Source organism: Nocardioides sp. N13(2025), assembly GCF_051912545.1.
Classification (GTDB): Bacteria; Actinomycetota; Actinomycetes; order Propionibacteriales; family Nocardioidaceae; genus Nocardioides.
Genome location: NZ_CP196809.1, coordinates 2,877,549 through 2,901,853 on the forward strand (window position 1 = coordinate 2,877,549; position 24,305 = coordinate 2,901,853).

At 72.7% G+C, this 24,305-nt stretch carries 26 protein-coding genes; 11 read left to right on the forward strand and 15 right to left on the reverse strand.

Features of this window, described 5'->3' with window-relative positions; all coding sequences use genetic code 11:
* Nucleotides 1-5: 5 nt before the first annotated feature.
* Together ACS3YM_RS13995 and ACS3YM_RS14000 are read right to left on the reverse strand one after the other, a co-directional pair.
* Nucleotides 6-440, reverse strand: a complete 435-nt coding sequence (locus tag ACS3YM_RS13995; protein ID WP_439937039.1) for a roadblock/LC7 domain-containing protein — start codon at nucleotides 438-440, stop codon at nucleotides 6-8.
* Nucleotides 437-3,745: an ATP-binding protein gene (locus ACS3YM_RS14000; protein ID WP_439937040.1), complete on the reverse strand. Its 3,309-nt coding sequence runs from the start codon at nucleotides 3,743-3,745 to the stop codon at nucleotides 437-439. The genes ACS3YM_RS13995 and ACS3YM_RS14000 overlap by 4 nt, the downstream gene beginning before the upstream one ends.
* A gap of 497 nt (nucleotides 3,746-4,242) precedes the next feature.
* Between ACS3YM_RS14000 and ACS3YM_RS14005 the strand changes: the two genes are divergently transcribed.
* The gene (locus tag ACS3YM_RS14005; RefSeq protein WP_439937041.1) at nucleotides 4,243-5,178 is read left to right on the forward strand and encodes an acyl-ACP desaturase; all 936 of its coding nucleotides are present in this window, start codon (nucleotides 4,243-4,245) and stop codon (nucleotides 5,176-5,178) included.
* A 3-nt stretch (nucleotides 5,179-5,181) separates the two neighbouring features.
* Here ACS3YM_RS14005 and ACS3YM_RS14010 read toward each other — a convergent pair whose 3' ends face one another.
* Together ACS3YM_RS14010 and ACS3YM_RS14015 are read right to left on the reverse strand one after the other, a co-directional pair.
* A complete protein-coding gene (locus ACS3YM_RS14010) occupies nucleotides 5,182-6,651 on the reverse strand; it encodes a cryptochrome/photolyase family protein (RefSeq protein WP_439937042.1) in 1,470 nt (489 codons plus the stop codon).
* A gap of 9 nt (nucleotides 6,652-6,660) precedes the next feature.
* Nucleotides 6,661-7,221, reverse strand: coding sequence for a helix-turn-helix domain-containing protein (locus ACS3YM_RS14015; RefSeq protein ID WP_439937043.1), 561 nt, complete (start codon nucleotides 7,219-7,221; stop codon nucleotides 6,661-6,663).
* A gap of 67 nt (nucleotides 7,222-7,288) precedes the next feature.
* Between ACS3YM_RS14015 and ACS3YM_RS14020 the strand changes: the two genes are divergently transcribed.
* Entirely contained in the window at nucleotides 7,289-8,881 is a 1,593-nt protein-coding gene (locus ACS3YM_RS14020; RefSeq protein WP_439937044.1) for an FAD-dependent oxidoreductase, read from the forward strand.
* A gap of 7 nt (nucleotides 8,882-8,888) precedes the next feature.
* A complete protein-coding gene (locus tag ACS3YM_RS14025) occupies nucleotides 8,889-9,377 on the forward strand; it encodes a TspO/MBR family protein (RefSeq protein ID WP_439937045.1) in 489 nt (162 codons plus the stop codon).
* Between the two features lie 9 nt (nucleotides 9,378-9,386).
* Here ACS3YM_RS14025 and ACS3YM_RS14030 read toward each other — a convergent pair whose 3' ends face one another.
* Both ACS3YM_RS14030 and ACS3YM_RS14035 read right to left on the reverse strand, forming a co-directional pair.
* Nucleotides 9,387-9,893 (reverse strand): gluconokinase, encoded by a 507-nt coding sequence (locus ACS3YM_RS14030; protein WP_439937046.1) that lies wholly within the window; start codon nucleotides 9,891-9,893, stop codon nucleotides 9,387-9,389.
* Nucleotides 9,890-11,266 carry a GntP family permease gene (locus ACS3YM_RS14035; protein WP_439937048.1) on the reverse strand — a complete coding sequence of 459 codons (1,377 nt, stop codon included), beginning with the start codon at nucleotides 11,264-11,266 and terminating at the stop codon, nucleotides 9,890-9,892. Before ACS3YM_RS14035 ends, ACS3YM_RS14030 begins: the two co-directional genes overlap by 4 nt.
* Nucleotides 11,267-11,389: 123 nt before the next feature.
* Between ACS3YM_RS14035 and ACS3YM_RS14040 the strand changes: the two genes are divergently transcribed.
* Nucleotides 11,390-11,707, forward strand: a complete 318-nt coding sequence (locus ACS3YM_RS14040) for a WXG100 family type VII secretion target (protein WP_439937049.1) — start codon at nucleotides 11,390-11,392, stop codon at nucleotides 11,705-11,707.
* On the forward strand, nucleotides 11,704-12,003 hold the full coding sequence (locus ACS3YM_RS14045; RefSeq protein WP_439937050.1) for a WXG100 family type VII secretion target: 300 nt from the start codon (nucleotides 11,704-11,706) through the stop codon (nucleotides 12,001-12,003). Before ACS3YM_RS14040 ends, ACS3YM_RS14045 begins: the two co-directional genes overlap by 4 nt.
* A gap of 15 nt (nucleotides 12,004-12,018) precedes the next feature.
* On the opposite strand, the gene ACS3YM_RS14050 is transcribed toward ACS3YM_RS14045, so the two are convergent.
* Entirely contained in the window at nucleotides 12,019-12,567 is a 549-nt protein-coding gene (locus tag ACS3YM_RS14050; protein WP_439937051.1) for a hypothetical protein, read from the reverse strand.
* Nucleotides 12,568-12,696: 129 nt separating this feature from the next.
* Between ACS3YM_RS14050 and ACS3YM_RS14055 the strand changes: the two genes are divergently transcribed.
* The 3 genes from ACS3YM_RS14055 to ACS3YM_RS14065 all read left to right on the forward strand — a co-directional run bounded on the left by ACS3YM_RS14055 (nucleotide 12,697) and on the right by ACS3YM_RS14065 (nucleotide 15,184).
* Entirely contained in the window at nucleotides 12,697-14,004 is a 1,308-nt protein-coding gene (locus tag ACS3YM_RS14055; RefSeq protein ID WP_439937052.1) for a hypothetical protein, read from the forward strand.
* Complete coding sequence (locus tag ACS3YM_RS14060; RefSeq protein ID WP_439937053.1) at nucleotides 14,001-14,366, forward strand: DUF7674 family protein; 366 nt, start codon at nucleotides 14,001-14,003, stop codon at nucleotides 14,364-14,366. Before ACS3YM_RS14055 ends, ACS3YM_RS14060 begins: the two co-directional genes overlap by 4 nt.
* 77 nt (nucleotides 14,367-14,443) lie before the next feature.
* Nucleotides 14,444-15,184 (forward strand): matrixin family metalloprotease, encoded by a 741-nt coding sequence (locus ACS3YM_RS14065; protein ID WP_439937054.1) that lies wholly within the window; start codon nucleotides 14,444-14,446, stop codon nucleotides 15,182-15,184.
* 10 nt (nucleotides 15,185-15,194) lie between these two features.
* On the opposite strand, the gene ACS3YM_RS14070 is transcribed toward ACS3YM_RS14065, so the two are convergent.
* The 3 genes from ACS3YM_RS14070 to ACS3YM_RS14080 form a co-directional block, all read right to left on the reverse strand.
* Entirely contained in the window at nucleotides 15,195-15,416 is a 222-nt protein-coding gene (locus ACS3YM_RS14070) for a hypothetical protein (protein ID WP_439937055.1), read from the reverse strand.
* Nucleotides 15,417-15,489: 73 nt separating this feature from the next.
* Entirely contained in the window at nucleotides 15,490-17,139 is a 1,650-nt protein-coding gene (locus ACS3YM_RS14075; RefSeq protein ID WP_439937056.1) for an NERD domain-containing protein, read from the reverse strand.
* A gap of 46 nt (nucleotides 17,140-17,185) precedes the next feature.
* Nucleotides 17,186-18,448, reverse strand: coding sequence for a TY-Chap domain-containing protein (locus ACS3YM_RS14080; protein ID WP_439937057.1), 1,263 nt, complete (start codon nucleotides 18,446-18,448; stop codon nucleotides 17,186-17,188).
* A gap of 240 nt (nucleotides 18,449-18,688) precedes the next feature.
* On the opposite strand from ACS3YM_RS14080, the gene ACS3YM_RS14085 reads away from it, so the two are divergent.
* Nucleotides 18,689-19,282: a hypothetical protein gene (locus tag ACS3YM_RS14085; RefSeq protein WP_439937058.1), complete on the forward strand. Its 594-nt coding sequence runs from the start codon at nucleotides 18,689-18,691 to the stop codon at nucleotides 19,280-19,282.
* Here the strand turns inward: ACS3YM_RS14085 and ACS3YM_RS14090 are convergent.
* Complete coding sequence (locus ACS3YM_RS14090; RefSeq protein ID WP_439937059.1) at nucleotides 19,246-20,034, reverse strand: MOSC domain-containing protein; 789 nt, start codon at nucleotides 20,032-20,034, stop codon at nucleotides 19,246-19,248. The two genes, ACS3YM_RS14085 and ACS3YM_RS14090, sit on opposite strands and share 37 nt — an antisense overlap.
* Nucleotides 20,035-20,145: 111 nt before the next feature.
* Between ACS3YM_RS14090 and ACS3YM_RS14095 the strand changes: the two genes are divergently transcribed.
* Nucleotides 20,146-21,261, forward strand: coding sequence for a flavin-containing monooxygenase (locus ACS3YM_RS14095; protein ID WP_439937060.1), 1,116 nt, complete (start codon nucleotides 20,146-20,148; stop codon nucleotides 21,259-21,261).
* A gap of 19 nt (nucleotides 21,262-21,280) precedes the next feature.
* The gene (locus ACS3YM_RS14100) at nucleotides 21,281-22,891 is read left to right on the forward strand and encodes a LuxR C-terminal-related transcriptional regulator (protein WP_439937061.1); all 1,611 of its coding nucleotides are present in this window, start codon (nucleotides 21,281-21,283) and stop codon (nucleotides 22,889-22,891) included.
* 79 nt (nucleotides 22,892-22,970) lie between these two features.
* Here ACS3YM_RS14100 and ACS3YM_RS14105 read toward each other — a convergent pair whose 3' ends face one another.
* The 4 genes from ACS3YM_RS14105 to ACS3YM_RS14120 all read right to left on the reverse strand — a co-directional run bounded on the left by ACS3YM_RS14105 (nucleotide 22,971) and on the right by ACS3YM_RS14120 (nucleotide 24,252).
* The gene (locus ACS3YM_RS14105) at nucleotides 22,971-23,108 is read right to left on the reverse strand and encodes a hypothetical protein (RefSeq protein ID WP_439937062.1); all 138 of its coding nucleotides are present in this window, start codon (nucleotides 23,106-23,108) and stop codon (nucleotides 22,971-22,973) included.
* 148 nt (nucleotides 23,109-23,256) lie between these two features.
* Entirely contained in the window at nucleotides 23,257-23,445 is a 189-nt protein-coding gene (locus ACS3YM_RS14110; RefSeq protein WP_439937063.1) for a DUF1918 domain-containing protein, read from the reverse strand.
* A 59-nt stretch (nucleotides 23,446-23,504) separates the two neighbouring features.
* On the reverse strand, nucleotides 23,505-24,005 hold the full coding sequence (locus ACS3YM_RS14115; protein ID WP_439937064.1) for a mycothiol transferase: 501 nt from the start codon (nucleotides 24,003-24,005) through the stop codon (nucleotides 23,505-23,507).
* A gap of 7 nt (nucleotides 24,006-24,012) precedes the next feature.
* On the reverse strand, nucleotides 24,013-24,252 hold the full coding sequence (locus tag ACS3YM_RS14120) for a hypothetical protein (RefSeq protein ID WP_439937065.1): 240 nt from the start codon (nucleotides 24,250-24,252) through the stop codon (nucleotides 24,013-24,015).
* Nucleotides 24,253-24,305: the final 53 nt, after the last annotated feature.

A 24,305-nucleotide genomic window follows, 5' to 3' on the forward strand; every position in this document is an offset into this window, starting at 1 on the left:
CCGGCTCAGCCGCCCGCACCGACGCGGGCCTGGGCCTCGACGGTGCGTCCCACACGGTCCACCAGCAGGGCCATCTCGTAGCCCACCTGGCCGATGTCGGCCTCCTCGGTCGTGAGCACGGTGAGGTTCGACCCGTCACCGACGCTCATGAGCATCAGGAAGCCCATCTCCATCTCGACGATGGTCTGCATCACCGAGCCACCCTCGAAGAGGCGCGCGGCGCCGACAGCGAGGCTGGCGAGGCCGGAGGAGACGGCGGCGACCTGCTCGGCCCGCTCACCAGGGATGCTGGTGCTCGAGGCCATCAGGAGGCCGTCGGCCGAGACCAGGATCGCGTGCGCGGCGTCGGGAACCTCTTCGACGAAGCGCGACATCACCCAGTCGAGGTCACGGTCGTCACCAGCGGTGCTGGCGGCGGGGGCGGAGGATTCGTACGTCATGCGGGGCCTGCTTCCGTGTGCTGTGTGGAACTTTGGGCTGCTCGTCGGCCGCGGGAGACTCCCGCGGTGTGGGCCTGGAGCCGGCGACGGATCGCTTCCGGGTCACGCGTCTTGGCTGCCGTCGGCGGGGTAACGCTACCCGGAACGAGGCGCTCTCCGGGGGCACGTCGCGGAAGTCCGGTGACGGTCGACTCGGCGACCGGGGCCACCTCGGCGACGTGCTCGGCGATCTCCCAGCCACGGTCGACCTCGGTCTCGTGGATCTCGCTGGCGTCGCCGGTGAGCCACCCCGACCGCATCGACTTGAAGATGGGCGAGTCGCCACCGTTGCGCGCCGGCGCACTGTCGTGCGACAGGCCGTTGTGGCCGGAGGTGTGCCCGGAGGTGTGTCCGGCGTCCGCCGCGAGGGACGCGGCGGGGGCCTCGACGGCCGGCTCGGCGACGGGCTCGTCGGGGACCTCTGCAGCGGGCTCCTCGACGACCTGCTCGGTGGGTGCCTCGGCGGGCGCCTCGGTGGACCCGGCGTCCGGTCGGCTGTCCGGTCGGCTGTCCTGCCGGCTCGGGCCACCGAGGCCGAGGGGGTCGGCCGCGTCGACCTCGACGTCGTCGGCCTGCGCCTCGGACCGGTCGACCTCGGCGGTCTCGCCTGCCGGGGCGTCGGCCTCTGCCTCGACCTGGGTCTCGTCGACCTGCTGCTCAGCTGCCTGCTGCTCGTCGGTGTGGTCGAAGGCGCTCTCGGGCAGCGGGTCGGACAGCGGGTCGTGGGCGCGAGCAGGCTCCGCGGCCGGCTCCTCCACGACGGGCTCCGCGACGGGCTCGGCAACCGGCTCCTGCGCGACGGGCTTCTCGGCGACGCGGGCCTCCTCGGCCTGGGCGCGCTGACGTGAGGCGAGGGCGGTGATCGGGACGACCGGCGCGACCTTCTCGGCCGGGGTCGGCTCCGCGGCCGTCTCCGTCGACTCGGTGACCTCGGCCTCGGCGGCCGGCTCCGGTGTGCGCTTGCCGAACAGCGGCCCGGTCGCGCCGGAGGTCTCCGGCGGGAGGAAGGCGTCGGCACCCGTGCGGGGCATGTTGGCGCCCGGCTCGCGGCGCGGCAGCAGGCTGTCCAGCGACGGTCGGCCCGGCGTGCCGGCGGACTCGCCGCCAGCGGGGGCAGCGGCTGCAGCGCCAGCAGCAGAGGCGGCAGCACCGGCGGCAGGGGCGGTCGGCGGCTCGAGGTCGGCCTCCTCGGCGGCTTCCTTCTTCGCAGCCTTGGCCTCCGCTGCGCGGGCACGCTCGGCGGCCTTCGCGTCGCTGGCGGCCTGCTTCTCGGCGGCCTTCTCGGCGGCCTTGGCCTGGGCCTTCTCCGCGCGGGTGAGCTTGCGGGCGTCACGCTTCGGCGCGGCGGTCGCGGCAGCGGCCTCGGCCGGCCTGGCCGTCTCGACAGGCTTGGCCGTGACGGTCTCCACCGACTTCGCGGCCGCGCCGGCAGCCGGCGCCGCGGTCTGCGGCAGCTCGGGCAGCACCGACGGCGGGAGCAGCACGGTGGCCGTCATGCCGCCGCCGGGGTTGCGGGCCAGCGAGGCGTTGATGCCGTGACGCTCGGCGAGACGCGAGACCACGAACAGACCCATGCGGCGAGCCGTGTCGGGGGTGGCCTCGGCGCCGTGCGCGAGGTCGCGGTTGAGCAGGTCGAGCTCGGCGGGCGGAACGCCCAGGCCGGAGTCGGTGATCGTGATGGTCACGCCGTCGGCGCCGAGCTTGGCGGCCAGGCGCACGGGCTCGGCAGGCGGCGAGTAGGTCAGCGCGTTGTCGACCAGCTCGGTGAGCAGGTGGACGACGTCGGCCGCCGCCTCGTCGCCCACGCGGGTGCCGAGGTGGGACAGGATCTGCACGCGCTGGTAGTCCTGCACACCCGACGTCGCGGCCTGGAGGGCCTCGCCGACGGTGAGGCTGAACGTGCCGGCGGCACGGTTGGGCGCGTCGGCCAGGATCAGCAGCGAGTCAGCCGTACGACGCATGCGCGAGGCCAGGTGGTCGAGGCGGAACAGCGACTCGAGGCGCTTGGGGTCTTCCTCGTCGTGCTCGAGGCGCTCGATCTGGGCCAGCTGCTGGTTGACCAGCGAGTTGGACCGGCGCGACAGGGTCACGAACATCGCGTTGACCGTCTGGCGCAGCTGGGCCTCACCGGAGGCGAGGTGGATGGCCTGGCGGTGGAGGTCGTCGACCGCGCGGGCGACCTGTCCGATCTCCTCGTTGGTGGTGACGTCGATCGTCGTGATCGGCTCGGGCTCCTGGCCCGCCCGGATCCGGGCAACCGCGTCGGGCAGGCGGTGGCGGGCCACCGCGAGGGCTCCCTCACGCACGCGGCCGATCGGCTCGAGCAGGCTGCGGGCGATGACGAACGCGATGAAGATGGCGGCACCGAGGGCGATCAGCGTCAGCACCGCACCGATGAGCGCGTTGCGCTGTGCGTCGGAGGCGGCCTCGTCGAGGGAGGCGGTGACGCCGCTGACGAGCTCCTCGGTGATCTCGTCGTAGGGGACGTAGGCGTCGCGGCCGTCGAGGTTGGTGGCCGAGTCGTCGCGGATCTGACCGGCGTGCTTGGTGTTCTGCGTACGGAGCAGGGCCGTCTGGTCCTCCGCGCCGTCGACCGAGCCGGCGAGACGGTCGATGGCCGCCGCCTCCACGCCGATCTCCGAGAAGAGCTCTTGCGAGCTCGACTGCGACAGCGTGGTGGCGAGAAGTCCCTGCTGCAGGGCCAGCGAGAGTCGGCCGCTCATGGCCTGCGACAGCTGCTCCAGACGCGGCTCGGGCGTCTCCTGGGCGGCGTTCACGCTGGTGACCAGCTGGGAGACGCTCGACTCGAGCTGACGGACCAGGGCGATCCAGGTGGCCGGGCCGAGGTCCTCGGCGCCCTCCGCCCGCATCGCCTGGCTCAGGTCGAGCAGCGCGTTGACGTGGGCGACCTGGATCTCGTCGAGGTCGGCGCTGTCACGGGTCTGCACCAGCGTCTCGGCGTTGGTGATGATGTCGGAGATCGCGTCGATCAGGTCGCCCTGGCTGGCGGCGCTGTCGGTCTGCGCCGCGACCATCGCGGCCTCGGAGGCGGTCAGGTAGTCGACGGCAGGCTGGATGATCGTGACCTGCTTGGCACTGGTGGCAGCCTGGCGGGAGTCGCCGTAGTCGCCCTGCACCCGGAGACCGCCGAGGGTCGCCGCGAGCAGCAGGGGGATCGCCAGCGCGAGCGCAATCTTGCGGCGCAGGGGCCAACCGGCGACCGACATGCCCGCGCCCTTGCGGGCCTGGGCTGCATCCTGAGTCATGTGTGCCTCGCGATAGGTGAGCGACTTCGACGACGAAACGACCCCGGGTGGACCGGAGCAGACTCAACCTAAAGAGTCTCGCGACATTCCGTGGCGTTTTCGCAGAACTGGGTGTGACGGGGTGTATGGGGGTCCCGAGACCCCCGGGCGAGCGCGGAGAGTGTCCCACTGGCACCACGGGCCACACCAGACCTGTTGCCAAAGCGTTGTGAGTGACAGGTGGTGCGTCATGGTTCGTCATGTGTTCGTCTGCGCTCCATCAGCGTCCTGTCTGGCTGGTCCGGTCTGGCCGCAGGCCTTTCGCGGCGGCACTCCACCCCGGCGCGGGGCGAGTTGGAACGGTCACCACGGAGGTGACGGGCACCGAGGTGTCGACGGCCCCAGCGGACCCGGCCGAACCGCCTGGGTTCGTCAGGACCCTGTTCATCGCGGATGCGCGGGTGTAGGCAGGGTCGGGAGGACACCGCGCCCTCGTCCGGACCCGAGGAGATGGATCCATGGCCGCTCTCGACACCACCGCGCTGCTGACCGAGCTGGAGCCCACCGTCGCGGAGAACCTCGACCGCCACCTGGGGATCGCGGACGAGTGGATGCCGCACGAGTACGTCCCGTGGAGCCTCGGCCGCGACTTCGCCGACCTCGGGGGTGAGCCGTGGGAGCTCGCCCAGTCACAGCTGTCGCCGATCGCGCGGACGGCGCTCGAGGTCAACCTGCTCACCGAGGACAACCTGCCGAGCTACCACCGCGAGATCGACCGCGCCTTCGGCCGGGACAGCGCGTGGGGCACGTGGGTCAACCGCTGGACCGCCGAGGAGGGCCGGCACGCGTTCTGCATCCGCGACTACCTGCTCGTCACGCGAGGCGTCGACCCGGTCGAGCTCGAGCGGGCGCGGATGGAGACGATGGAGACGGGCTACGAGGCGCTCGACAAGTCGGTGCTCAACGTCTGCGCCTACGTCTCCTTCCAGGAGCTCGCCACCCGCATCTCGCACCGCAACACCGGGCGCTACACCGGCGAGCCGATCGCCGACAAGCTGCTGAGCCGGGTCGCCAAGGACGAGAACCTGCACATGATCTTCTACCGCAACATCGTCGCCGCGGCCCTGCAGCTCGCACCCAGCCAGACGATGCGCGCGATCACCGAGGAGGTCGTCGACTTCCAGATGCCGGGCAGCGTGATCCCCGGCTTCTCCCGCAAGGCGGTGCAGATGGCCAAGGCCGGGATCTACGACCTTCGCATCCACCACGACGACATCGTCACTCCCCTGCTGCGGCAGTGGGGCGTCTGGGACCTCGAGGGCCTCGACGCGGACGGCGAGCAGGCGCGCGAGGAGCTCGCGGCGGCGGTGTCCGCCCTCGACGGCGAGGCGACCCGCTTCGTCGAGCGTCGCGCGGAGGCCGAGGCCAAGAGGGCCGCACGCCAGGGGGCCTGACCCTCACGGCGCCCGGTTGCCGCGGTCGTCCTCCTGCTCCACCAGCGCGTGGAGGTCGGAGAGGCGGTCGAGCCCCTGCACCGCACGGGCCATCCGGTGGTTCTGGGCGAACCTCTCGCGGTGCCGGTCGAGGAACCACCAGTAGCCCGCAGTGAACGGGCACGCGTCCTCCCCCACGCGCACCTTGGGGTCGAAGCGGCAGGAGCCGCAGTGGTCGGACATCGTGTTGATGTAGGCCCCGCCCGAGGTGTAGGGCTTGGTGGCCATCACTCCCCCGTCGGCGTGCTGGGACATGCCGACCACGTTGGGCACCATCACCCAGTCGTAGCCGTCGACGAAGGCGCGGTGGAACCAGTCGGTGACCTGGGTCGGCGCCCACCCGCGCTGGAGGGCGTACGAGCCCAGCACCATCAGCCGCGGGATGTGGTGCACCCAGCCGTGCTCGGCCACCTGGTCGAGGGCGTGCGAGAGGCATCGGGCGTCGGTCGCGTCCGCGTCGAGCTCGGCGAACCACTGCGGCAGCCGCTCGGTGGCGCGCAGCGCGTTCTCCCTGCGGTAGGCATCGCCCTGGTGCCAGTAGAGGTGCCAGACGTAGTCGCGCCAGCCGATGACCTGCCGCACGAACCCCTCGACGCTGGCGATCGGCGCCGCACCGCTGCGGTACGCCGCCTCGGCGCGCTCGACGACCTCGAGGGGGTCCAGGAGGCCGAGGTTCATGGGTGCGCTGACGAGGCTGTGCGCCATCCAGGGATCGCCCTCGAGGACGGCGTCCTCGTGCGCGCCGAAGTCGGGCAGCCGGTGCTCGACGAAGTGGTCGAGCGCCGCCAGCGCCTCGCGCCTGGTCGCCGCGAAGCGTCGCGGCCCGTCGCGACCGATGGTCTCGATCTCGCCGTCGCGCTCCCACCGGTCGAGGTCCTCGCGCACCTCGGCGTCGATGTCGTCCTCGGTCGGCCACCAGGGCTCGGTGACCCCCAGCGTCGCGGCGCCCTTCGGCGGCGGCTGGCGGTTGTCGTGGTCGAAGTTCCACTGCCCGCCGGCAGGCTCGCCGCCGTCGAGCAGCACGCCGTGGGCCAGCCGTGCCCGGCGGTAGAAGTCCTCCATCAGCAGCCGCTTGCCGCCGCGCCCCTCGGCCCAGCGCTCGAAGTCCTCGCGCGGCGTCGCGAAGCCCCGCGGCGGCAGGACGGTGGCGCCGAGCCGCTCGGCCAGCCCGAGGGCGGCGTACGACGTCGGGTGCACGACCTCGACCTCGTCGCGGTCCCGCACCACGTCGGCGTACGTCTCCGCGCGGACGTAGCTCATCCGGTCCAGCTGCGCTGCGCGGTGCCGCATCGCGCTGAGCACCAGGTGCGCCTTGGCGCGGTGGAACCGGCGCCGACGCAGGACTCCGAGCGACTCCACCATCAGCAGCGGGCCGCGGTGGTCGTCGGCGAAGTGCGGGCCGAGCTGGTCACCGAAGAGCCAGCGGGTGGTCATGCGACCACACTAGGAGCGGACGTGCATCCGCTCGCCCTGAGGGCCGAAGATCGCCAGCACCTCGGCGGGCGTCGGCCCGGGGTTCCCGATCCAGTGGGGCGTGCGGGTGTCGAACTCGGCGACCTCCCCCGGCTCGAGCACCAGGTCGCGGCTGCCGAGCACCAGCCGCACGCGCCCGCTCAGGACGTAGAGCCACTCGTAGCCCTCGTGCGTCTGGAGCGTCGGCAGCCGGTCGTGATCGACCGGCATGACCATCTTGAAGGACTGCAGCCCGCCGGGTCGGCGGGTCAGCGAGATGAAGGTGCGGCCGTGGCGCACGACCGGCTTGGAGCGGATCCGCGGGTCGCCCGTCTCCGGGGCGTCGACGAGCTCGTCGAGGGCTACGCGGTGCGCCCGCGCGAGCGGCAGGAGCAGCTCGAGGGTGGGCTTGCGCTGCCCCGACTCCAGGCGCGAGAGCGTGCTCACCGAGATGCCGGTCTCCTCAGCGAGGTCGGTCAGGGTGGCCTCGCGCTCGAGCCTCAGCTGGCGCAGCCGGGGCCCGACCCCGCGCAGCACGTCGTCGTCGTCCATGTGGCCCAGTTTGCCACTCTGGCAAGAATGTTTGTCAATACGGCAGAGCCGGGTACAGGCTCGTGGCATGAGCGAGAAGACGATGTACGACGTGGTGGTGGTCGGCGGCGGCGCAGCCGGCCTGAGCGGCGCGATGGCCCTCGGGCGCTCGAGGCGGTCGGTGCTGGTGATCGACGCCGGCGAGCCCCGCAACGCGCCCGCCGACCACGCCCACAACTACCTGGGCCGCGAGGGCATCCCCCCGCTGGAGCTGCTCGCGGCCGGCCGCGTCGAGGTGGCGGCGTACGACGTCGAGGTCGTCAGCGGCCGGGTGGTCGCGGTCGACCGGACCGAGGACGGCTTCAGCGTCACCACCACCTGCGGCGACCAGGTAGGGGCACGCCGCGTGCTCGTGACCGGCGGTGTCGTCGACGAGCTCCCCGACGTGCCGGGACTGGCCGAGCGGTGGGGCACCGACGTGCTGCACTGCCCCTACTGCCACGGCTGGGAGGTGCGCGACCGGGCGATCGCAGTGCTCGCCACCGGCCCGATGGCCACGCACCAGGCGCTGCTGTTCCGCCAGCTGTCCGACGACGTGGTGGTGGTCGTGCACGACGGTGTCGAGCTGCCCGACGAGGACGTCGAGAGGCTGTCCGCGATCGGCGTCCGGCTCGAGCTCGGCACACCGCGCGAGGTGGTCTCCGAGGGTGACGAGCTGGTCGGGCTGCGGCTGGCCGACGGCTCGGTGCTCGAACGCGAGGCGATCGTGGTGGCGTCGAGGCCACACGTCCGCGCCGACCACCTCGCGGGCCTCGGGATCGAGCCGCAGCCGGTCGAGATGGGTGACGCCGTGCTGGGGTCGGTGATCGCGGTCGAGCCGACCGGAGCGACCGCCGTGCCCGGCGTCTTCGCCGCGGGCAACGCGACCGACATCTCGATGACGCTGATGGCCTCGGCCGCCCACGGCATGCGGGTGGGCGCCTTCATCAACGCGGAGCTCGCCTCGGATGACGCAGCCCGGGCGGTGGAGGAGCAGCGGGCCGAGCTGGCCGAGCTGTTCGAGCTGCCCGCGTGGGAGGAGCGCTACGCCGGGGAGAGGGTCTGGAGCGGCAAGGTCAACGTGCAGCTGCAGGCCGAGGCCGCCTCTCTCGCGCCGGGCCGCGCGCTCGACGTCGGGTGCGGCGAGGGCGGCGACGCCCTGTGGCTGGCGCAGAACGGCTGGCAGGTGACGGCGTCCGACTTCGCCGACGCGGCGCTGGCGCGGGTCGCCGAGCACGCCGCGGAGGCCGGGCTCGGGGACCGCGTCGAGACCCGGCGGATCGACGTACGAACCTTCGAGCCGGACGGGGAGGCCTGGGACCTCGTGACCTCGCACTTCGTGCACCTGCCCGACGGCGGGATGGTGGACGTCGTACGCCGCCTCGCTTCCGCGGTCGCCCCCGGCGGCACGCTCCTCGTCGTCGGGCACGACCCGGGCGACCTCGCCACCGGGTTGCGGCACGGCCACCGCTCCTTCATGCACACGGCCGACCAGCTGCTGCCTGCCCTGGATGATGGGCTGGACGAGTGGGAGGTCGAGGTGTGCGAGTCGCGTCCCCGCACACAGGCGCACCCCCAGACCGGCGAGGAGGTCGCCGTCGCCGACGCGGTGCTGCGGGCCCGCCGTCGGGCGTCGGCATGATGGAGGCATGACCTCCCGGGACGTGTCCGTCGTGCCGCACCCCCGCCAGTGGTGGACGGTGCTGCCGTTCCTCGTCGCGGTCACGGCCGTGGCGGGGCTCGGCGGACTGGCGGCGGCGGGCTCGCAGGCGACCTACCGCGCTCTCGAGCTACCGCCGTACGCGCCGCCGTCGTGGCTCTTCGGGCCGGTGTGGTCAGTGCTCTACGTGATGATCGGCGTGGCCGGGTGGCTGCTGTGGCGCGCCGGCGGGTGGGACCGGGTGATGTGGCTGTGGACCGCCCAGCTGCTGCTCAACCTGGCCTGGACGCCGCTCTTCTTCGCCGCGGACCTCTACACCGCCGCGCTGGTCGAGGTCCTGGTGCTCGCCGCGGCGGTGGCGCCGCTCATCGCGTGGTCGTGGCGTCGTTCGCGCCTCGCGGCGTGGCTGCTCGTCCCCTACCTCGCCTGGGTGTGCTTCGCGACGGCCCTCAACGCCGGCATCGTGGTGCTCAACTGAGGACCGGGCTCAGGCCAGGCCGATCCGGTCGAGCACCTGCGCGACGATCAGGTCGACCGCGAGCGCGGGGTCGACGTCCATGCCCTGCTCGTCGGGCTCGAGCGGCTCGAGGATGTCGAGCTGGGACTCCAGCAGGCTGGGCGGCATGAAGTGCTCGCGAGCACTCATCCGCTCCAGGATCATGTGCTTGTCGCCGGTGCAGTGGACGAAGAACGTGCCCTCGCCGCCACGACGCAGCACGTCGCGGTAGGCCCTGCGCAGGGCGCTGCAGGCGATGATCGTCGGCTCGCCCTTCGCGTCGCGCTCGGCCGTCCACCCGGCCAGCGACTCCAGCCAGCCCCACCGGTCGGCGTCGGTCAGTGGAGTGCCCTGACGCATCTTGGCGACGTTGGCGGGCGGGTGGAAGTCGTCGCCCTCGGCGTACTCCCAGCCCAGCTCCTGCTGCACGGCTCGCGCCACCGTCGACTTCCCCGAGCCGGAGACGCCCATGAAGACCAGGTGGAGCGGAGCCCTCATCCGACGGCCCACACCCCCAGCGCCAGCACGAAGATGCTGACGCCCAGGGTGGTCTCGAGGACCGTCCAGGTCTTGAGGGTGGTCTTCACGTCCATCCCGAAGAACCGGCTGACCAGCCAGAAGCCGGAGTCGTTGACGTGGGACAGGACGGTGGCCCCCGCGGCGATCGCCAGGACCAGCGCGACGAGCTGGAGCGACGACGGGTCGGCCTCGGCGACGGCGGCCGAGAGCAGCCCGGCCGTCGTCGTGAGCGCGACGGTCGCCGACCCCTGCGCCACCCGGAGGATCGTGGCGATGACGAAGGCGGAGACGATCAGGGGCAGCCCGAGGTCGGCGAGCGAGTCGGACAGGGCCGCGCCGATCCCGCTGTAGCGCAGCACTCCGCCGAACATGCCGCCCGCGCCGGTGATCAGGATGATGGCGCAGATCGGGCCGAGCGCGTCGTTGAGCAGGTCCTCGACGTCGCCGCGCGAGTGGTGGCGGATCGCGAGGGTGTACGTCGCCACGAGGAGCGCGATGAGCAGCGCGACCGGCGTCTGGCCGATGAACACCAGGGCGTCGACGAACCCGCCCTCGGCCGCGATCGACTCGTTGGCGCGCAGCGTGGTCAGCACCGTGTTGAGGGCGATCAGCACCAGCGGGAGCAGCAGGATCGCCAGCACGTGCGCGAAGGCCGGACGCGCCTCCTCGTCCACCTCGCGACCACCGGTGAGGATCGAGTCGTCGATGGGGACGTAGACCTTGCCGAGCCAGCCGATCGTGACGGCGTACACGCCGGCCGCCCACGCGACGACCGCGGCGACGACGCCGACGACCAGGGTCAGGCCGATGCTCGCGCCGATCTCGGTGGCCGCGGTGACCGGGCCGGGGTGCGGCGGCACGATCGCGTGCATCGAGGCGAACGCGCCCGCCGCCGGCAGGGCGTAGAGGAGGACGGACCCGCCGAAGCGCTTGGCGACCGAGAAGATGATCGGCAGGAAGACCACGAGACCGGCGTCGAAGAAGATCGGCAGGCCGAAGAGCAGCGCGGCGACGCCGAGGGCGAACGGCGCCCGCTTCTCACCGAAGCGGCTGATGAGGGTGTCGGCCAGCACCTGCGCGCCCCCGGTCACCTCCAGGATGCGCCCGATCATCACGCCGAGCCCGACCAGCAGCGCGACCGATCCGAGCGTCGAGCCGAAGGCCCCGATCGCCACCGCGGGCACGTCGGCGAGGGGTACGCCGGCCACGATCGCGGTGACCAGGCTGACGAGGACGAGCGCCACGAAGGCGTGCATGCGCAGCGCGATGATCAGCACCAGCAGCACGGCGACCGCGAGCGCCGCGATCACGAGCAGCGTGCCGGTGCCATGGACGGGGGACATGGGGTCCACGAGTTACCTCCGAGATAGGTGGACCCACCCTAGACGGGCGGCCGGCCGGGGACCGCTCCCGGTTCTCCACAGATCGGCGCGCGGGGGTGTCGGCGCCGGGGCCCGGCAGGTCAGGGTCGACCCATGATCATCTCGGGATCCGTCGCCCTCGACCGCGCCGCGCACGCGGCGGCCTCGTCCGACCTCGCCTCGCGCCTGGCCGGCCTCGACGAGCGGCGCCGGGCGTCCGAGCTCGCCATCGACGTGCTGCTGTCCTCGTGGCGCGGCGAGGCCGCGTCCCACTTCGCGTCGCGGTGGCAGGAGTGGGACTCCGGCGCCCGCGACGTCGTCGACGCCCTGTCCGCGCTCCTCGGCGCGATCGACCTGGCGCGCGACGACATCGACCGGGCCGACGAGTCCGGCGCGGAGACCGCCGAGCGGCTGGTCGGACGGCTGCGATGACGGCCTACGACGTCGACCTCGACGAGCTGCGCAGCGCTGTCCAGCACCTCGCGGCCTGCCAGCGCGACCTCGTGTCGCTGGCGGGTGAGGTCGAGCAGGCCCACGAGCAGCTCGAGGCCTCCTGGTCCGGGCAGTCCGGCCGCGCCGAGGCGTCGTCGTACGCCGCCTGGCGGACGGGGTGCGCCGAGATGGTGACCGCCCTGGCCGCGCTGCGCGGGATCGCCGAAGCAGCAGATGGGCACTACGCCGAGGCCGTCGCCGCCAACGTCGCGCTCTGGACTGCGGTCCGCCCCTGACCCCTGGCCGTTCGCTCAGCCGGCGGCACCTCCGCCGCCCCCGGCCCGTCTCGACCTGAGGTCGATCACGTTGGACGGCAGCGGGCGACCCTTCGGCTCCCGACCCCCGGACGGCTCCGACCCGGGCGGGACGCGCAGCACGAAGCCGTCGCACGGCTCGTCGACCAGGCGCCACGTCACCACGTTGCTGCTCACCTCGACGAGGGTCGACCGGTCGCGTCCCCGCACGGCCACGACCCCGTCGAGCACGTGGTCGAAGGTGAAGGCTGCGAGCCTCGGGTGGCCCTCTCCCACCGCCCCGTGGCGGAACCAGTGGTCGACCATGAACGCGAGGCTCGGCCCGATCCACTTGTCGTCCTCCTCCCCGGTCCACCACAGGCAGCACCCGTCGAGGCACACGTCCCAGGCCATCCGCGCGAACGGCACCTCGGCGTTGCCCCGTCCCGTCGGCGTGCCGCGCAGCGTGCGCTGGGAGTCGGCGAGGTCCAGCAGGACGTCTATCTCGTCGTCGCCGAGCGGAGGGCTCACCCGGATGGAGCCGATGAAGTCGGTGTCGTAGTGCATGCAGGACCCCCTGCCCGTCCGGGCGAGCCGAAAACCCCGGGCGCCAGGACTGTGGACACACATGACCTCTCTCCACAGATCCCGTGAGGGCACTGGCGGCCGCGTCCTGCACGCCCTGAAGGTGGGGGCGTGCGGATCACTGTGGAGTGCGGGGGGTTCACCCGGGCGGCCGATGCCTGCCTGACGGCGAACCAGGCAGCGGCGGTCCTGACCGACTCCCTCGCAGCGCGGCTCATCCACCACGCCGGCATGGCAGGCAACGACGCGACGAGTACGGCGTTCGCCCGGGCGTACGACGCCGGCGCGGGCGAGGCGGTCGCTGCGATGGCCGACCTCACCCATGCCTTCATCGGCGTGGGTCGTCTGCTCGTCTCGACGGGCGTCGGTCACGCGGCGGCCGAGGCGGCAGCCGCCGGCCTGGCTGTCTCTGCCTACGCGGGTGGACACCTGGACGACTCGTTCGTGCGCGTGCGGCCGCCCGCCCCTCCGTCGAGCCTCGGACACCAGGAGCCCTCCCTCGGGGTCGTCGACGCGTGGATCCTCGACCAGGTGGAGGGCTTCGTCTGGCCAGGAGCAGATGTGGGACGGCTCCGGACCGCGGCGAGCGAGTGGCGACGGGCTGCCACGGCGACCGCCGACCTCGCCGACCATGTCGACGCGGCCATCGCACTCGTGGAGCAGCAGCGGTCTCCCGAGGTCCCCCTCGCCGTCGATGCCCTGACCGACCTCGGCGTCCTGATCGGCGACACCGCCTGGCAGCTGGCGTCCCTGGCCACCGCCTGCGACGACTTCGCCGACGCCGTGGAGGACGTCAGGGCGCGCACCCGCGCCCTCCTGGCGGAGGTCGCCCAGATGGTCGTCGAGGGAGCGGCGATCTCGGTCGTCGTCGCAGGCCTGACGGGCGGACTCGGCGGCGGGGCCGCAGCCGGAGCGGTGGCGGCGCGGATCCGTACGCAGGCACCTCGCTTCACGGCGCTCCTCGTGTCGCTCCGCGCAGCCGTCGCGACTGCCGCCGCCCGGCTCTCCCGGGTCGCCGAGGACCTGGCCTCCGTCCGTTCGCGGCTCGAGCGCTTCCTCCGCGTCCCGGCTCGCGGGGAGACCGGCAGCATGCGTCATCCGGCCGGGTGGCTCGGACGAGGAGCCAAGCCAGGGCGTCCGAGGCCGGAAGTCGACGACCCCAAGCTGAACAACTACGTCAATCAGCTGTTCAAGGGGGTGGCACAGGACAACCGCACAGGCGATGGAACCACGATGGACGCCATCCGGCACGAGCTCGTCAGCCAGGAGCTCGTGCACGGCAAGGACCATGTCAGGAAGGGCCGTGACATCTTGAGAGGTCTGGAACGGTGGCTGCGCACTCGGCAAGATGCCAGCCAGCACGATCGCGAGATCGCACAGAGTCTTGCCGACGAGCTGAAGGAGCTCCTGAGCCGATGACTGTCGAGGCCGACTTCACGCACCGCCTGGTCGAGCAGGCCCCTGAGCTCCAGCCGCTGCTCCAGGAGCACCTGGCCGACCAGGAGGGCGAGCTGCTCCCCTACCTGCTGATGGGCGACGTCGCCCAGTGGCTGCACGAGCACAGCGAGACCGACCCCCGTCGAGTCGGCGAGGTGTTCGGATGGCTTGAGAACGAATTCGCTCGAGGTGACTTCGACACCCGCAACCTCATCGATGTCGGCATTGTGGAGATGCTCCCGGCGCTGCCTGAAGGCGCGACCGTCCTCGACCTGCTCGGACCGGAGCTCCGCGCGCGGGCCGAGATCGCTGGCCTGCTGACGCACCCGACCGAGCTGGGTTGACCAGACCACACCGCGGTGCGCCGTGCGTCTGACCCGTTCGTCCTCGGCGGAGCGTGGTCGGCGGTGATACTCGGTCCGTGCCGCAGCCGCTCAGGACCTCGACCGCCTTCACGGTCGGCCTCACCGCGGCCGTCCTGGTGGGGGTCGTCCTGCTGCACCCGTCGTCGCAGATGGAGTCCGTACGCCGCCTCATCGGGCTCGGCCAGGAACGACGACTGCCCGCTCCCACGATCCTCGACCGGGGAGGCACCTTCACCTTCGCCAGCACGCAGCCGGGGTCGGACGACCCCGTCGGCTGGGACCCGTGCTCGCCCGTGACGTACGCCGTCAACCCGGCCGGCATGCCGGAGGGAGCGCGCCCGATGCTGGACCGCGCGGTCGCCCGCATCTCGGCGGCCACGGGCCTGGCCTTCGAGGACGACGGCGACACCGACCGTCGGCCCTTCACCGGGACCCTGGTGCCGCTGGGCGGGGGCCGACCGGTCGTGATCGGTTGGGGGGACGCCGACGAGTATCCCGGCCTCACCGGATCCGTCGCCGGGCTCGGTGGCGCGGCCGCGGAGGAGGGTGCGCAGGGGCGCCGCTACTACGTGACCGGCGGAATCGTGCTGGACGTCGAGGTCTTCACCACCGCCAACGTGCAGCAGCGACCCCGCGTCCTCGAGGCGATCCTGGTGCACGAGCTGGCGCACGTCGTCGGGCTCGGCCACGTCGCCGAGCCGATGGAGCTGATGTTCGTCGACAACTCCGGCCAGGTGGAGCTCGGCCCGGGCGACCGCGAGGGCCTGGCGCGGCTCGGATCAGTGCCCTGCGGCTGAGCCGACCGCGTCAGAGGTGGTGCAGCTTGGCGAACGGCGGCGTGATCCGCAGCGTCTGCGAGCCGAAGTCGACGGTCACGGCGTGGCTGTCGATGCTGAGCACCTTGCCGAGGCCGTAGAGGTCGTGGCTCACGCGCTCGTCGACCTCGAAGACCTTGACGACGGCCTCGGGGGCGGAGGCGAAGGGGCTGCTGCGGAGGTGCTTCGGCCGGGAGCCGTTGGAGGAGGTCATGTTGCTTCGAGTATGCACCCCTGCGGGTGATTTCGGGGGATTCGTGACGGATCACTCCCTTGCCGGGCGGCGCTCACCCGATGCCGAGCCTCCTGGCCACGTCGTTGCCGGCCACCCGCTTCACGGTGGCGGGATCGCCCACGACGACCAGCTCGTCGGTCGCGCGGGACATGCCGACGTAGAGCCGCTCGCGGGCCCGGTCACGCGAGCCGTCCTCGTTGAGGCAGAGCACCACCGCCCGCCGCTCGAGGCCCTTGCACCCGAGGACGTGGCCGTAGAAGACGTCGTCGTCCCAGTAGGTGCGCCAGTAGCCGTCCTGGTCGTGGAAGTCGGTGCGCTCGACCTGGATCGGGTGCCGGTGCCCGGTGGTGAGGAGCGCGACGTGCCGCGGCTCCCAGCCGCCGTCGAGCAGCCGGTCGACCTCGTCGTCGGCGACGTCGAGCGGGTCCTGCCCGCTCGCGTCCAGGAAGCGGACGGCGGGTCCGTCGCCACCGCGGGAGTACATCCGGCTCGGGGCCAACGGACCGAATGACTCGTGGATCTGCCGGGTGTTGCGCAGGTTGTGGTCGAGGACGAGGGGCACCAGCGCGACCGGCGGGCGGCCGAAGCGGGCGAAGATCCGCTGGTTCTCGTCGGAGTAGAGGAAGAGCCCGCCCTCCTCCTCGTCCTTGAGCGCGCGCAGCACAGGGGTCCACCACGAGTCGGCGAAGTCCTGCGCCTCGTCGACGATCACCGCGTCGTACTTCTTCCCGTCCGGCAGCGCGGCGGCCAGCTCGGCCATCTCCGCCGGGAGCCGCTCCTCCCAGAACTCGCTGTCGGTGCGATCGCCGTCAGCGGCACCCCACTGCTGCCCGAAGGCGTGGAACGTGCCGACGAACGCCGGCCGCTGACGTCGCTCCCACGTCGCCACCTCCCGCCTGAGGTGCTCGGCGAGCCCGATGGAGTAGCAGAGCAGGGCGACGCGCTGCGGCTTGCGGTCGTGGCCACCGCGCGTCAGCTCCTTGGCCTGCTGCAACGCCAGGACGGTCTTGCCGCTGCCGGCCCCGCCGCGGACCTCGACGCGGTTGAGCAACCGGGTGACCCGCAGCAACGTGGCCTGCTCGAGGGTGAGCCGGTCGGCGGCGTCGGCGCGCTCGTCGGCCTCGGCGCGGGCGTCGTACGACGTGGGCAGGCGGCCGGTCAGGATGTCGGCGATCTCGTCGACGTCGTCGGCGGTCGCGACGCGGTGGCCGTGGGTCATCCGCTGCGCGTTGTGCCGCAGCCGCCCGACGAGGTGCTCCTGGTCGCCGGCGTCGTGGAGGGCCCAGCGGGGCAGGTCGGGCAGCGCGAAGTCGTCGCCGAAGTCGGAGTAGGGCGTCACCACCGCGTGCGCCCACGCGACGCGGGTGCGGCTGCCCCACCGGGGATCGCCCTCGACGTAGCCACGGAGGGCGTACTTCACGTCGCGCGCCTGGTCGACGGGGTGGATGACGGCCTCGCGACCGCGGCGCATGATGCGCCACCCGTCGTCCCACCACACGCTGCCGCCCTTGACCTCCAGCGCCACGACACCGACGTCGGGCATGAGCACCACGAGGTCGGCCTCGTGGTCCTTGCGCTCGTCGGTGAGCCGGAGGTGGGCGATGAGGACGTCGTCGTCACCGAGGCTCGCACGCAGCCGCTCCCACACCGCCTGCTCGGAGGTGGTGGCGAAGGTCGGCTCCTCGGGGATCAGTCGCACCATGCGCCCACCCCACCATCCCTGGCGGACCTGCGTGGGCGGAACGCGCTCACCTGGAGGTCCCGGCCTCGTCCTCGTCGAACAGCGCCAGCTGGTCGAGCTGCACCTTGCGCACCGGCGCGTCGACGACGAGCCGCAGCGCCGCCCGCATCCGCGCGGTGAGGCCGCGCATGTAGTCCTGGCGGCTGCGGGCCACCAGCTCGTCGCGACTGCGGCCCTCCTCCCTCGCGCGGCGGGCCTTGCCCCGCATCTCGCGACGCCGCTGCTCGGTGATGCGGATGGCCTTGAGCAGCAGCCCCGTGTCGTGGTGGAAGATCCGCGCCATCGTGGCCGGTCCGACCGACTCGCGCTGGGCGCGCTCGAGCTCGACCATGACGGCGTAGGCCGTGCCGAAGCGGCTGGGGCGCGAGGACCGCTCCTCGCGCTGCGGCGCCAGCGTGTCGGCGAGCTCGGCGGCCCAGCCGTCGACCTGACCGAGGAGGCGCTCGGCCTCCTCCCGGAGCACCTGGGGCAGCACCACGTGGACGGCGATCTCGCGGCACACGCTGATCTTGTCGTCGCGCAGGACGAAGGTGAGTCCGAACTCCTGCCGGTTGAGCCGGTTGACCTCGCGCAGCGCGGCCGCCGTGTCGGTGACGTCGACGAGCAGGCAGCAGTGGAGCAGGACCCGCGGGTTGGCGCCGTTGACCGAGACCCACACGACGTGGTGCTCGGTGGGCAGGGGCAGGTCGCCGTCGTCGTCCCACTCGGGCGCCTCCTCGTAGAGCTCGGCGACGGCGGCGTCGACGGCCTCGCGCACCTCCTCCCCCGAGCGCGGCATGAGTGTCAGGTCGGGGCGCGGCGCAGCGGCTGGCGGCTGCTCCTCCCCGAACGCCGTCGGCTCGAGCCCCCCGGCGTCGAGCCAGACCGGGTGGATGACCGAGTACACCTCCCGCATCGCGCGCACGATCATCACCGCGGCCAGGTCGGCCTCGCGCTGCTCGAGGGTGGCGAAGAAGTTGGTCTCCCCCTCGGACCAGTCCTCCGCCTCGGGTCGTTCGAAGCCGATCCGCTCCAACGCCTCCTCCTGGGTCGCGTCGAGCCGGTGCGTGCGAGCGAGGTAGGTGTTGCTGACCGCCTCGATCCGCAGCGTGTCCTCGCCGGCGAGGGCCTGGCAGTAGGGCCGCGTGCCGCTGCCCGTCTCGCCGGCCAGCTCGACGAGCAGGAGCTCGTCCTCCGGCAACCCGGCCAACCGGTCCGCCAGGCGCCGGCGGAACTCCGTCCACGCCGTCTCCACGTCGCCGTCCCACCGGCGCTCCAGACCTGCATCCATCGTCGACCCCCGTCCGGACCGCCCCCGCGATCCCCACACCCAGCACCTTAGGGACGACCACCGACAGTCACCGGTGCGGCAGGACGGCGTACCACCGAGCTCGGCGGCGACGACGGTCTAGACCCGGTCGACGGCCCGGTCGGCGGCCCTGTCCCCGGCCGCTCAGCGGGCGTAGATTCGTGGACTGCCCTCCCACCCCCCGATCCCGAGAGGTGGGTGACCACACCGAGGAGGAGCAGCGTGTTCATCCAGATCATCCAAGGCAAGTGCACGCGCCAGCAGGAGCTCCACGAGCACCTGGACACCTGGCGCAACGAGCTCGGCTCCGGCGCACCGGGCTGGCTCGGAGGGACCTACGGGTTCACCGACGACGACATGTTCATGGGCATCGTCCGGTTCGACTCGCGGGAGTCCGCGATGGCCAACTCCGGCAGGCCCGAGCAGGACGCGTGGGCGTCCCGCATGATGGAGCTCTTCGACGGTCCGGTCGAGTTCCACGACTGCGACGACGTCACCCTCCTGATGGACGGCGGGTCCGACAACGCGGGCTTCGTCCAGGTCATCCGCGGCAAGGTCGACGACCCCGAGCGGCTCCGGACGATGATGACCTCCGACACCGACTCGCTGCACCAGATGCGCCCCGAGATCATCGGGGGCACCCTGGCCATCGAGCCGGACGGCACCTTCACCGAGACCGTCGCCTTCACCAGCGAGGAGGCGGCGCGGCAGGGAGAGTCGCTCGAACCGCCGGCGGAGGTGCAGGCGGACCTGCAGTACGCCATGGCGAACGCACAGTTCTACGACCTGCACCACCCCTGGTTCGCCTCGAAGTGAGTCGAGGCCGGGGCGTCCAGGCGCCCCGGCCCCACGACATCGGCGTAGACCCCCAGCACCGGCTCGCCCACCGCGTTGGTCGGGCGTGAGGCGACGAGCGCCTTCAGCAGCCGGGCGTCCTTCACGCCGGTCTCGGGGTGGTGGTCGATGACGGCACACCTCGGGACCGGCCCGCCGACCCTGAGGACCGCCTCGCCGACGCGCACCTCCGTCCCCAGCCAGGCGTCCTCGGTGTAGGGCTCGTCGGACTCGACGACGAGCGTGGCCCGGAAGCGGGCGGGCTCCACGGGCCGTCCGACCCGCTGGGCCAGGTCCTGCAGGGACGCGGTGCCGACGAGCGTCACGGGCGAGGCGAAGACCACCCCGCCCCGCGGCGCGGCAGCGAGTCGTACGTCCCTCCCGAGGAAGCGCGAGCAGAGCTCGGCGTGCGGCCCGTCTGTCAGCACGAGCGGGACGGAGCGGCCCCAGTAGTCGCACTCGACCACCTCGCCCGTCGGCACAGGCGGAGCCGCGACCGACTCGCCCGACGGCAGGGTCATCGAGAGCCTGCCGGCGTCGGCGCGCGCCACCACACCCACCAGCGCGGGGTGCTGGACCGTACGCAGCACCCGCCGCGCCGCGACGTCGACCAGGCACCACTCGCGGTCGCCCACCGGGCCGTGGTCGTCGAGCTCGACCGAGGGGAGCGCGAGGTGGCGCATGCCCTTGACCGGCGCGAAGCCGGCGGCGCGGACGACAAGCTCGGCGGGCATGCGGACATGCTGCCACCGCCCCGCATGGGTGCATCCACCCATGCCGGGGACCGAACGAGTTGGGCATCGCGTCCGACGCGGGGCGAGGCGCCCGCGAAATAGCGTCGCGGCATGGACACCACCACAGACATCGACACCGTGATCATCGGCGCTGGCCAGGCCGGCCTCGCGACCGGCTACCACCTGCAGCGCTGCGGCATCCCGTTCGTCATCCTCGACGCCGCCGACCGCATCGGCGACCAGTGGCGACGGCAGTGGGACAGCCTCAAGCTCTACTCCCCCGCCCACGTCGACGGCCTGCCCGGCCTGCCGTTCCCCGCACCGCGGTGGACCTTCCCGGGCAAGGACGCCGTGGGTGACTACCTGGAGAGCTACGCCCACAGGTTCGAGCTGCCCGTACGCCTGGAGACGCGGGTGCAGGCGCTCGACCGGGACGGTGACGGCTACGTCGTGACGACCGACCGCGGCCGCTACACCTGCCGCAGCGTCGTGGTGTGCACCGGCACGTTCGGGCGTACGTCCAACGTGCCCGCCATCGCCGACGAGCTCGACCCGGCGATCCTCCAGCTGCACTCGAGCGAGTACCGCCGACCCGGCCAGGTCAACGACGGGCCGGTCCTCGTCGTCGGCGCGAGCCACTCCGGCACCGACATCGCCTTCGAGCTCGCCGAGACGCACCCGACGATCCTCGCCGGCCGCGACTGCGGCGAGATCCCGCCCCGGCTCGGGTCGCCCGCGTTCCGCGTCGTCTTCCCGGTCCTGCTCTTCGCCTGGAAGCACGTGCTCACCCGGCGCAGCCCGATGCGCGCCGCGCTGATGGGCGAGCTGCGCAACCACGGCGGACCGATGCTGCGGGTCAAGCGGCGCGACCTGGCCGCGCGCGGGGTCGAGCGGTGCACCAGCCGGGTCGAGGAGGTCCGCGACGGCCGGCCCGTCGTCGACGGCACGCCCCGCGACGTCGCCACCGTCGTGTGGGCGACCGGCTTCCGCCAGGCCTTCGACTGGATCCACCTGCCGATCGTCGGCGAGGACGGCTGGCCCCGCGAGATGCGCGGTGTCGTCGACGACGCACCCGGCCTCTTCTTCTGCGGACTGTGCTTCCAGTACGCCTTCAGCTCGATGGTGCTGCCCGGCGTGGGCCGGGACGCGGCCTACGTCGCCGACCGGGTCGCGCGCCGCTCCCGCAGGCTGGGGAAGGCCGCGACGAGCCTGTCCGCGGCCGCCTGATCGGTCGTAGGCTCGAGCCGTGAGTCAGGCCACTGACCACTTCGCGCGCGGTGACTGGCAGGCCGCGTACGACGCCTGGTCCCGCACCGAGCCCGACGGCCTCAGCGCCGCCGAGCTGGGGAGCTTCAGCGCGGCCGTCGAGCTCGTGGGCACCCACGACGAGGTGGTCCGGGTGCTGCAGCGCGCGTTCCTCGCCCACCGCGAGGCGGGCGACCTCCACTCGGCCGCGGGGTGCGCCTTCCGCCTGTCGATGGCCATGGCCGAGCACGGCGAGCACGCGCTCGCCGGCGGCTGGGCCGCCCGGGCGGCCGAGCTGGTCGAGGAGATCGGCGAGGAGTGCGCCGAGCGCGGCTGGGCGCGGTTCCTCATGATGTACCGCGCGCTCGGCGAGGGAGACCTCGCGACGGCGCAGGACTTGGCCGACGAGGCGCACGCGCTGGGCCGGCGCTTCCACGACGCCGACCTGACGGCGATGAGCACCTGCGCCCGCGGACGGCTCGCGATCATGGCCGGACGCTTCGCCGAGGGGTTGGCGCAGCTGGACGACTCCATGGTCCGGGTGATCACCGGCGAGGTGTCGCCGTTCATCGCGGGCCACGTCTACTGCACCGCCATCGAGGGCGCCCAGGAGATCAGCGACTTCGGTCGGGTCGCGGAGTGGACCGCGGCCCTCGAGCGCTGGTGCGACGCCCAGCCGGGCCTGCTCGCGTTCACCGGCCAGTGCGCGGTGCACCGCGGGCAGGTCATGCGCCTGAGGGGCGCGTGGGACGACGCGCTGGGTGAGTACGCCCGGGCCGCCGAGCGCTACGACGAGCTCGGCACGCCGAGCGCCATCGGGCTCACCTTCCTCGAGACCGGCGACGTGCTGCGTCTGCGCGGCTCGCTCGACGACGCGGACGCGGCCTACCAGCGAGCCGCCGACCTCGGGCTCGACCCGCAGCCCGGGCTCGCGCTGCTGTGGCTGGCCGCCGGCCGGCCGGCAGCTGCCCTGGCGGCCGTCGACCGTCTGCTCGCCGCCCCCGACGGGCCCGTGCAGCGGTGCCGCCTGCTGCCGGCCGCGGTCGAGGTGCTGCTCGCCTCCCACGACGTGGCTCGGGCGCGGCCGCTCGCCGAGGAGCTCGCGTCGCTCGCCTCCGAGGTGGGCGCGACCGCCCTCTCGGCCGCCGCGGCCCAGGCCCTCGGTGCCGTCGAGCTCGCCGCCGGGGACGCGTCGGGCGCGCTCCCCTACCTCCGCAAGGCCCACCAGCTCTGGGCGCAGGCGTCGGCGCCGTACGACGCCGCGGTCGCGCGCCTGCTCGTCGGACGCTGCCTGCTCGCCCTCGCCGACTCGTCCTCCGCCGAGCGCGAGCTGACCGCCGCGCGCGCGGTGTTCCGGCAGGTCGGCGCCGCACCCATGGCCGACCTCGCCTCGGCGCTCCTGGCCCCCGCCTCCCTCCCCGGCGGCCTGACCGCCCGCGAGGTCGAGGTGCTCCGACTCGTCGCGTCCGGACGCAGCAACCCGCAGATCGCCGGCGAGCTGGTGCTGAGCGAGAAGACCGTCGCGCGCCACCTCTCCAACATCTTCGGCAAGCTCGACGTCGGCTCGCGCACCGCGGCCGCGGCGTACGCCTTCGAGCACGGGCTGGTGTGACGGCAGATGGGTGATCGACCCCACGTCGCCGGAGGGGCGGATGCGCGGATCGGCCGATGCCAGCCGGCGACCGCGCGACCTAGCGTCGAGCCATGGACACGACGCTGCCGGTGCTCGCGGGGACGGTCTCCACGGCCGTCTTCGTGGGCAGCGTGCTGCCGATGCTCCACAAGGCGCGCCGCACGCGGGAGCTGTCGTCGTACAGCTTCGGCAACATCGCGCTGGCCAACCTCGGCAACGCGGTGCACTCCGTCTACGTCTTCCACCTGCCGCTGGGACCGATCTGGGTCCTGCACGCGTTCTACGTCGTCAGCTCGGGGCTGATGCTCTACTGGTACGTCCGGAGCCGGACAGCACCGGCCGGGTCAGCGCTGGGCCGGGACGACGTGCGCGTCGGCGCCGGGGTAGACCAGCCCCTCGTGGCCGTCGCTCCACCTCACGAGGTAGGGCGGATCACCGTCCGCACCACGCACCTCGACGATCTCCCCGTGCCGGGGGGCCGCGTCGACCTTGTTGCTTTCGGCGACCAGGCTGTCGCCCACCTGAGCCTTCATGGATCCACCATGCGCCGCGCCGGGGCGTCCGGCAAGGGACCTTGTGCCCCTTCCCTGGGTCAGGAGCGCGGCAGTCCCTTGACGTAGGCCGCCTGGCCGAGGTGCTGCAGGCAGTCGCCCTGGATGCTGATCAGGCGCTGGCCGGCGGTGACCGGCGGGTCCCAGCGCTGGTCGACCTCGCGGTCGAGCTCCGACTCGTCGACGGTCTCCAGGTAGCGCGCGGTGGCGAGGGTGACCTCGTGGTGGTAGTCCACGAGCAGCGAGACGTCGGTGATCCGGATCGCGTCGACCTGCTCGCTGGTGTGGCCGTAGCCGATGTCGTCGGTGCCGTTGGGCAGCCCGAGGCGCTCCTGCCACTGCTCCCACACCTGCGGCTGGTCCGCGAGGTGCGCGACGTGGTCGTCCTGCACCCGGGCCAGGTGCCACAGCAGCCAGCCGACCGGGTTGCCGGTGCCACCCGGTCGGTGGTGCAGGGTGTCGTCGTCGAGCCCGTCCGCCACGCCGTCGTACAGCTCGGTGATGCGGCCGAAGCCCTCGGTCAGCAGTCCGCGCACGTCCATGGCTGCCTCACTCCACCGGGGTCGCGGACCTGACCTGCGGCACGCTGGACTGCTCGTTCTTCATGCCGTCGATGTCGGCCAGGATGCGGGTCCGCTCGTCGTCGTCGAGCGAGACCTTCGCCTGGGCGAGTCCCCGGTCGAGCTGCTCGGCGATGGTGCCGTCCTCGGCGCTGTACTGGTAGGAGCTCACCTCGTCGACCACGCGCTGGGCTGCCTCGGTCGCTGCCTGGTTCATCTCGTCGGTCATGGCTTCCACCGTAGTGAGCGCCCCGGCACGGTCAACGTCCGTCGGGGTGGGCT

Excerpts from the sequence above, each read along its gene's own strand:
- ACS3YM_RS14120 (WP_439937065.1), bottom strand. The coding sequence starts at position 24,252 with ATGACCGACGAGATGAACCAGGCAGCGACCGAGGCAGCCCAGCGCGTG.
- ACS3YM_RS14020 (WP_439937044.1), top strand. The coding sequence starts at position 7,289 with ATGAGCGAGAAGACGATGTACGACGTGGTGGTGGTCGGCGGCGGCGCA.
- ACS3YM_RS14070 (WP_439937055.1), bottom strand. The coding sequence starts at position 15,416 with ATGACCTCCTCCAACGGCTCCCGGCCGAAGCACCTCCGCAGCAGCCCC.
- ACS3YM_RS14000 (WP_439937040.1), bottom strand. The coding sequence starts at position 3,745 with ATGACTCAGGATGCAGCCCAGGCCCGCAAGGGCGCGGGCATGTCGGTC.
- ACS3YM_RS14105 (WP_439937062.1), bottom strand. The coding sequence starts at position 23,108 with ATGTTGCCGAAGCTGTACGACGACAGCTCCCGCGTGCGGCGCGCCTTG.
- ACS3YM_RS14005 (WP_439937041.1), top strand. The coding sequence starts at position 4,243 with ATGGCCGCTCTCGACACCACCGCGCTGCTGACCGAGCTGGAGCCCACC.
- ACS3YM_RS14095 (WP_439937060.1), top strand. The coding sequence starts at position 20,146 with ATGGACACCACCACAGACATCGACACCGTGATCATCGGCGCTGGCCAG.
- ACS3YM_RS14110 (WP_439937063.1), bottom strand. The coding sequence starts at position 23,445 with ATGAAGGCTCAGGTGGGCGACAGCCTGGTCGCCGAAAGCAACAAGGTC.
- ACS3YM_RS14050 (WP_439937051.1), bottom strand. The coding sequence starts at position 12,567 with ATGCACTACGACACCGACTTCATCGGCTCCATCCGGGTGAGCCCTCCG.
- ACS3YM_RS14030 (WP_439937046.1), bottom strand. The coding sequence starts at position 9,893 with ATGAGGGCTCCGCTCCACCTGGTCTTCATGGGCGTCTCCGGCTCGGGG.
- ACS3YM_RS14090 (WP_439937059.1), bottom strand. The coding sequence starts at position 20,034 with ATGCCCGCCGAGCTTGTCGTCCGCGCCGCCGGCTTCGCGCCGGTCAAG.
- ACS3YM_RS14010 (WP_439937042.1), bottom strand. The coding sequence starts at position 6,651 with ATGACCACCCGCTGGCTCTTCGGTGACCAGCTCGGCCCGCACTTCGCC.
- ACS3YM_RS14015 (WP_439937043.1), bottom strand. The coding sequence starts at position 7,221 with ATGGACGACGACGACGTGCTGCGCGGGGTCGGGCCCCGGCTGCGCCAG.
- ACS3YM_RS14040 (WP_439937049.1), top strand. The coding sequence starts at position 11,390 with ATGATCATCTCGGGATCCGTCGCCCTCGACCGCGCCGCGCACGCGGCG.
- ACS3YM_RS14045 (WP_439937050.1), top strand. The coding sequence starts at position 11,704 with ATGACGGCCTACGACGTCGACCTCGACGAGCTGCGCAGCGCTGTCCAG.
- ACS3YM_RS14115 (WP_439937064.1), bottom strand. The coding sequence starts at position 24,005 with ATGGACGTGCGCGGACTGCTGACCGAGGGCTTCGGCCGCATCACCGAG.
- ACS3YM_RS14025 (WP_439937045.1), top strand. The coding sequence starts at position 8,889 with ATGACCTCCCGGGACGTGTCCGTCGTGCCGCACCCCCGCCAGTGGTGG.
- ACS3YM_RS14060 (WP_439937053.1), top strand. The coding sequence starts at position 14,001 with ATGACTGTCGAGGCCGACTTCACGCACCGCCTGGTCGAGCAGGCCCCT.
- ACS3YM_RS13995 (WP_439937039.1), bottom strand. The coding sequence starts at position 440 with ATGACGTACGAATCCTCCGCCCCCGCCGCCAGCACCGCTGGTGACGAC.
- ACS3YM_RS14080 (WP_439937057.1), bottom strand. The coding sequence starts at position 18,448 with ATGGATGCAGGTCTGGAGCGCCGGTGGGACGGCGACGTGGAGACGGCG.
- ACS3YM_RS14075 (WP_439937056.1), bottom strand. The coding sequence starts at position 17,139 with ATGGTGCGACTGATCCCCGAGGAGCCGACCTTCGCCACCACCTCCGAG.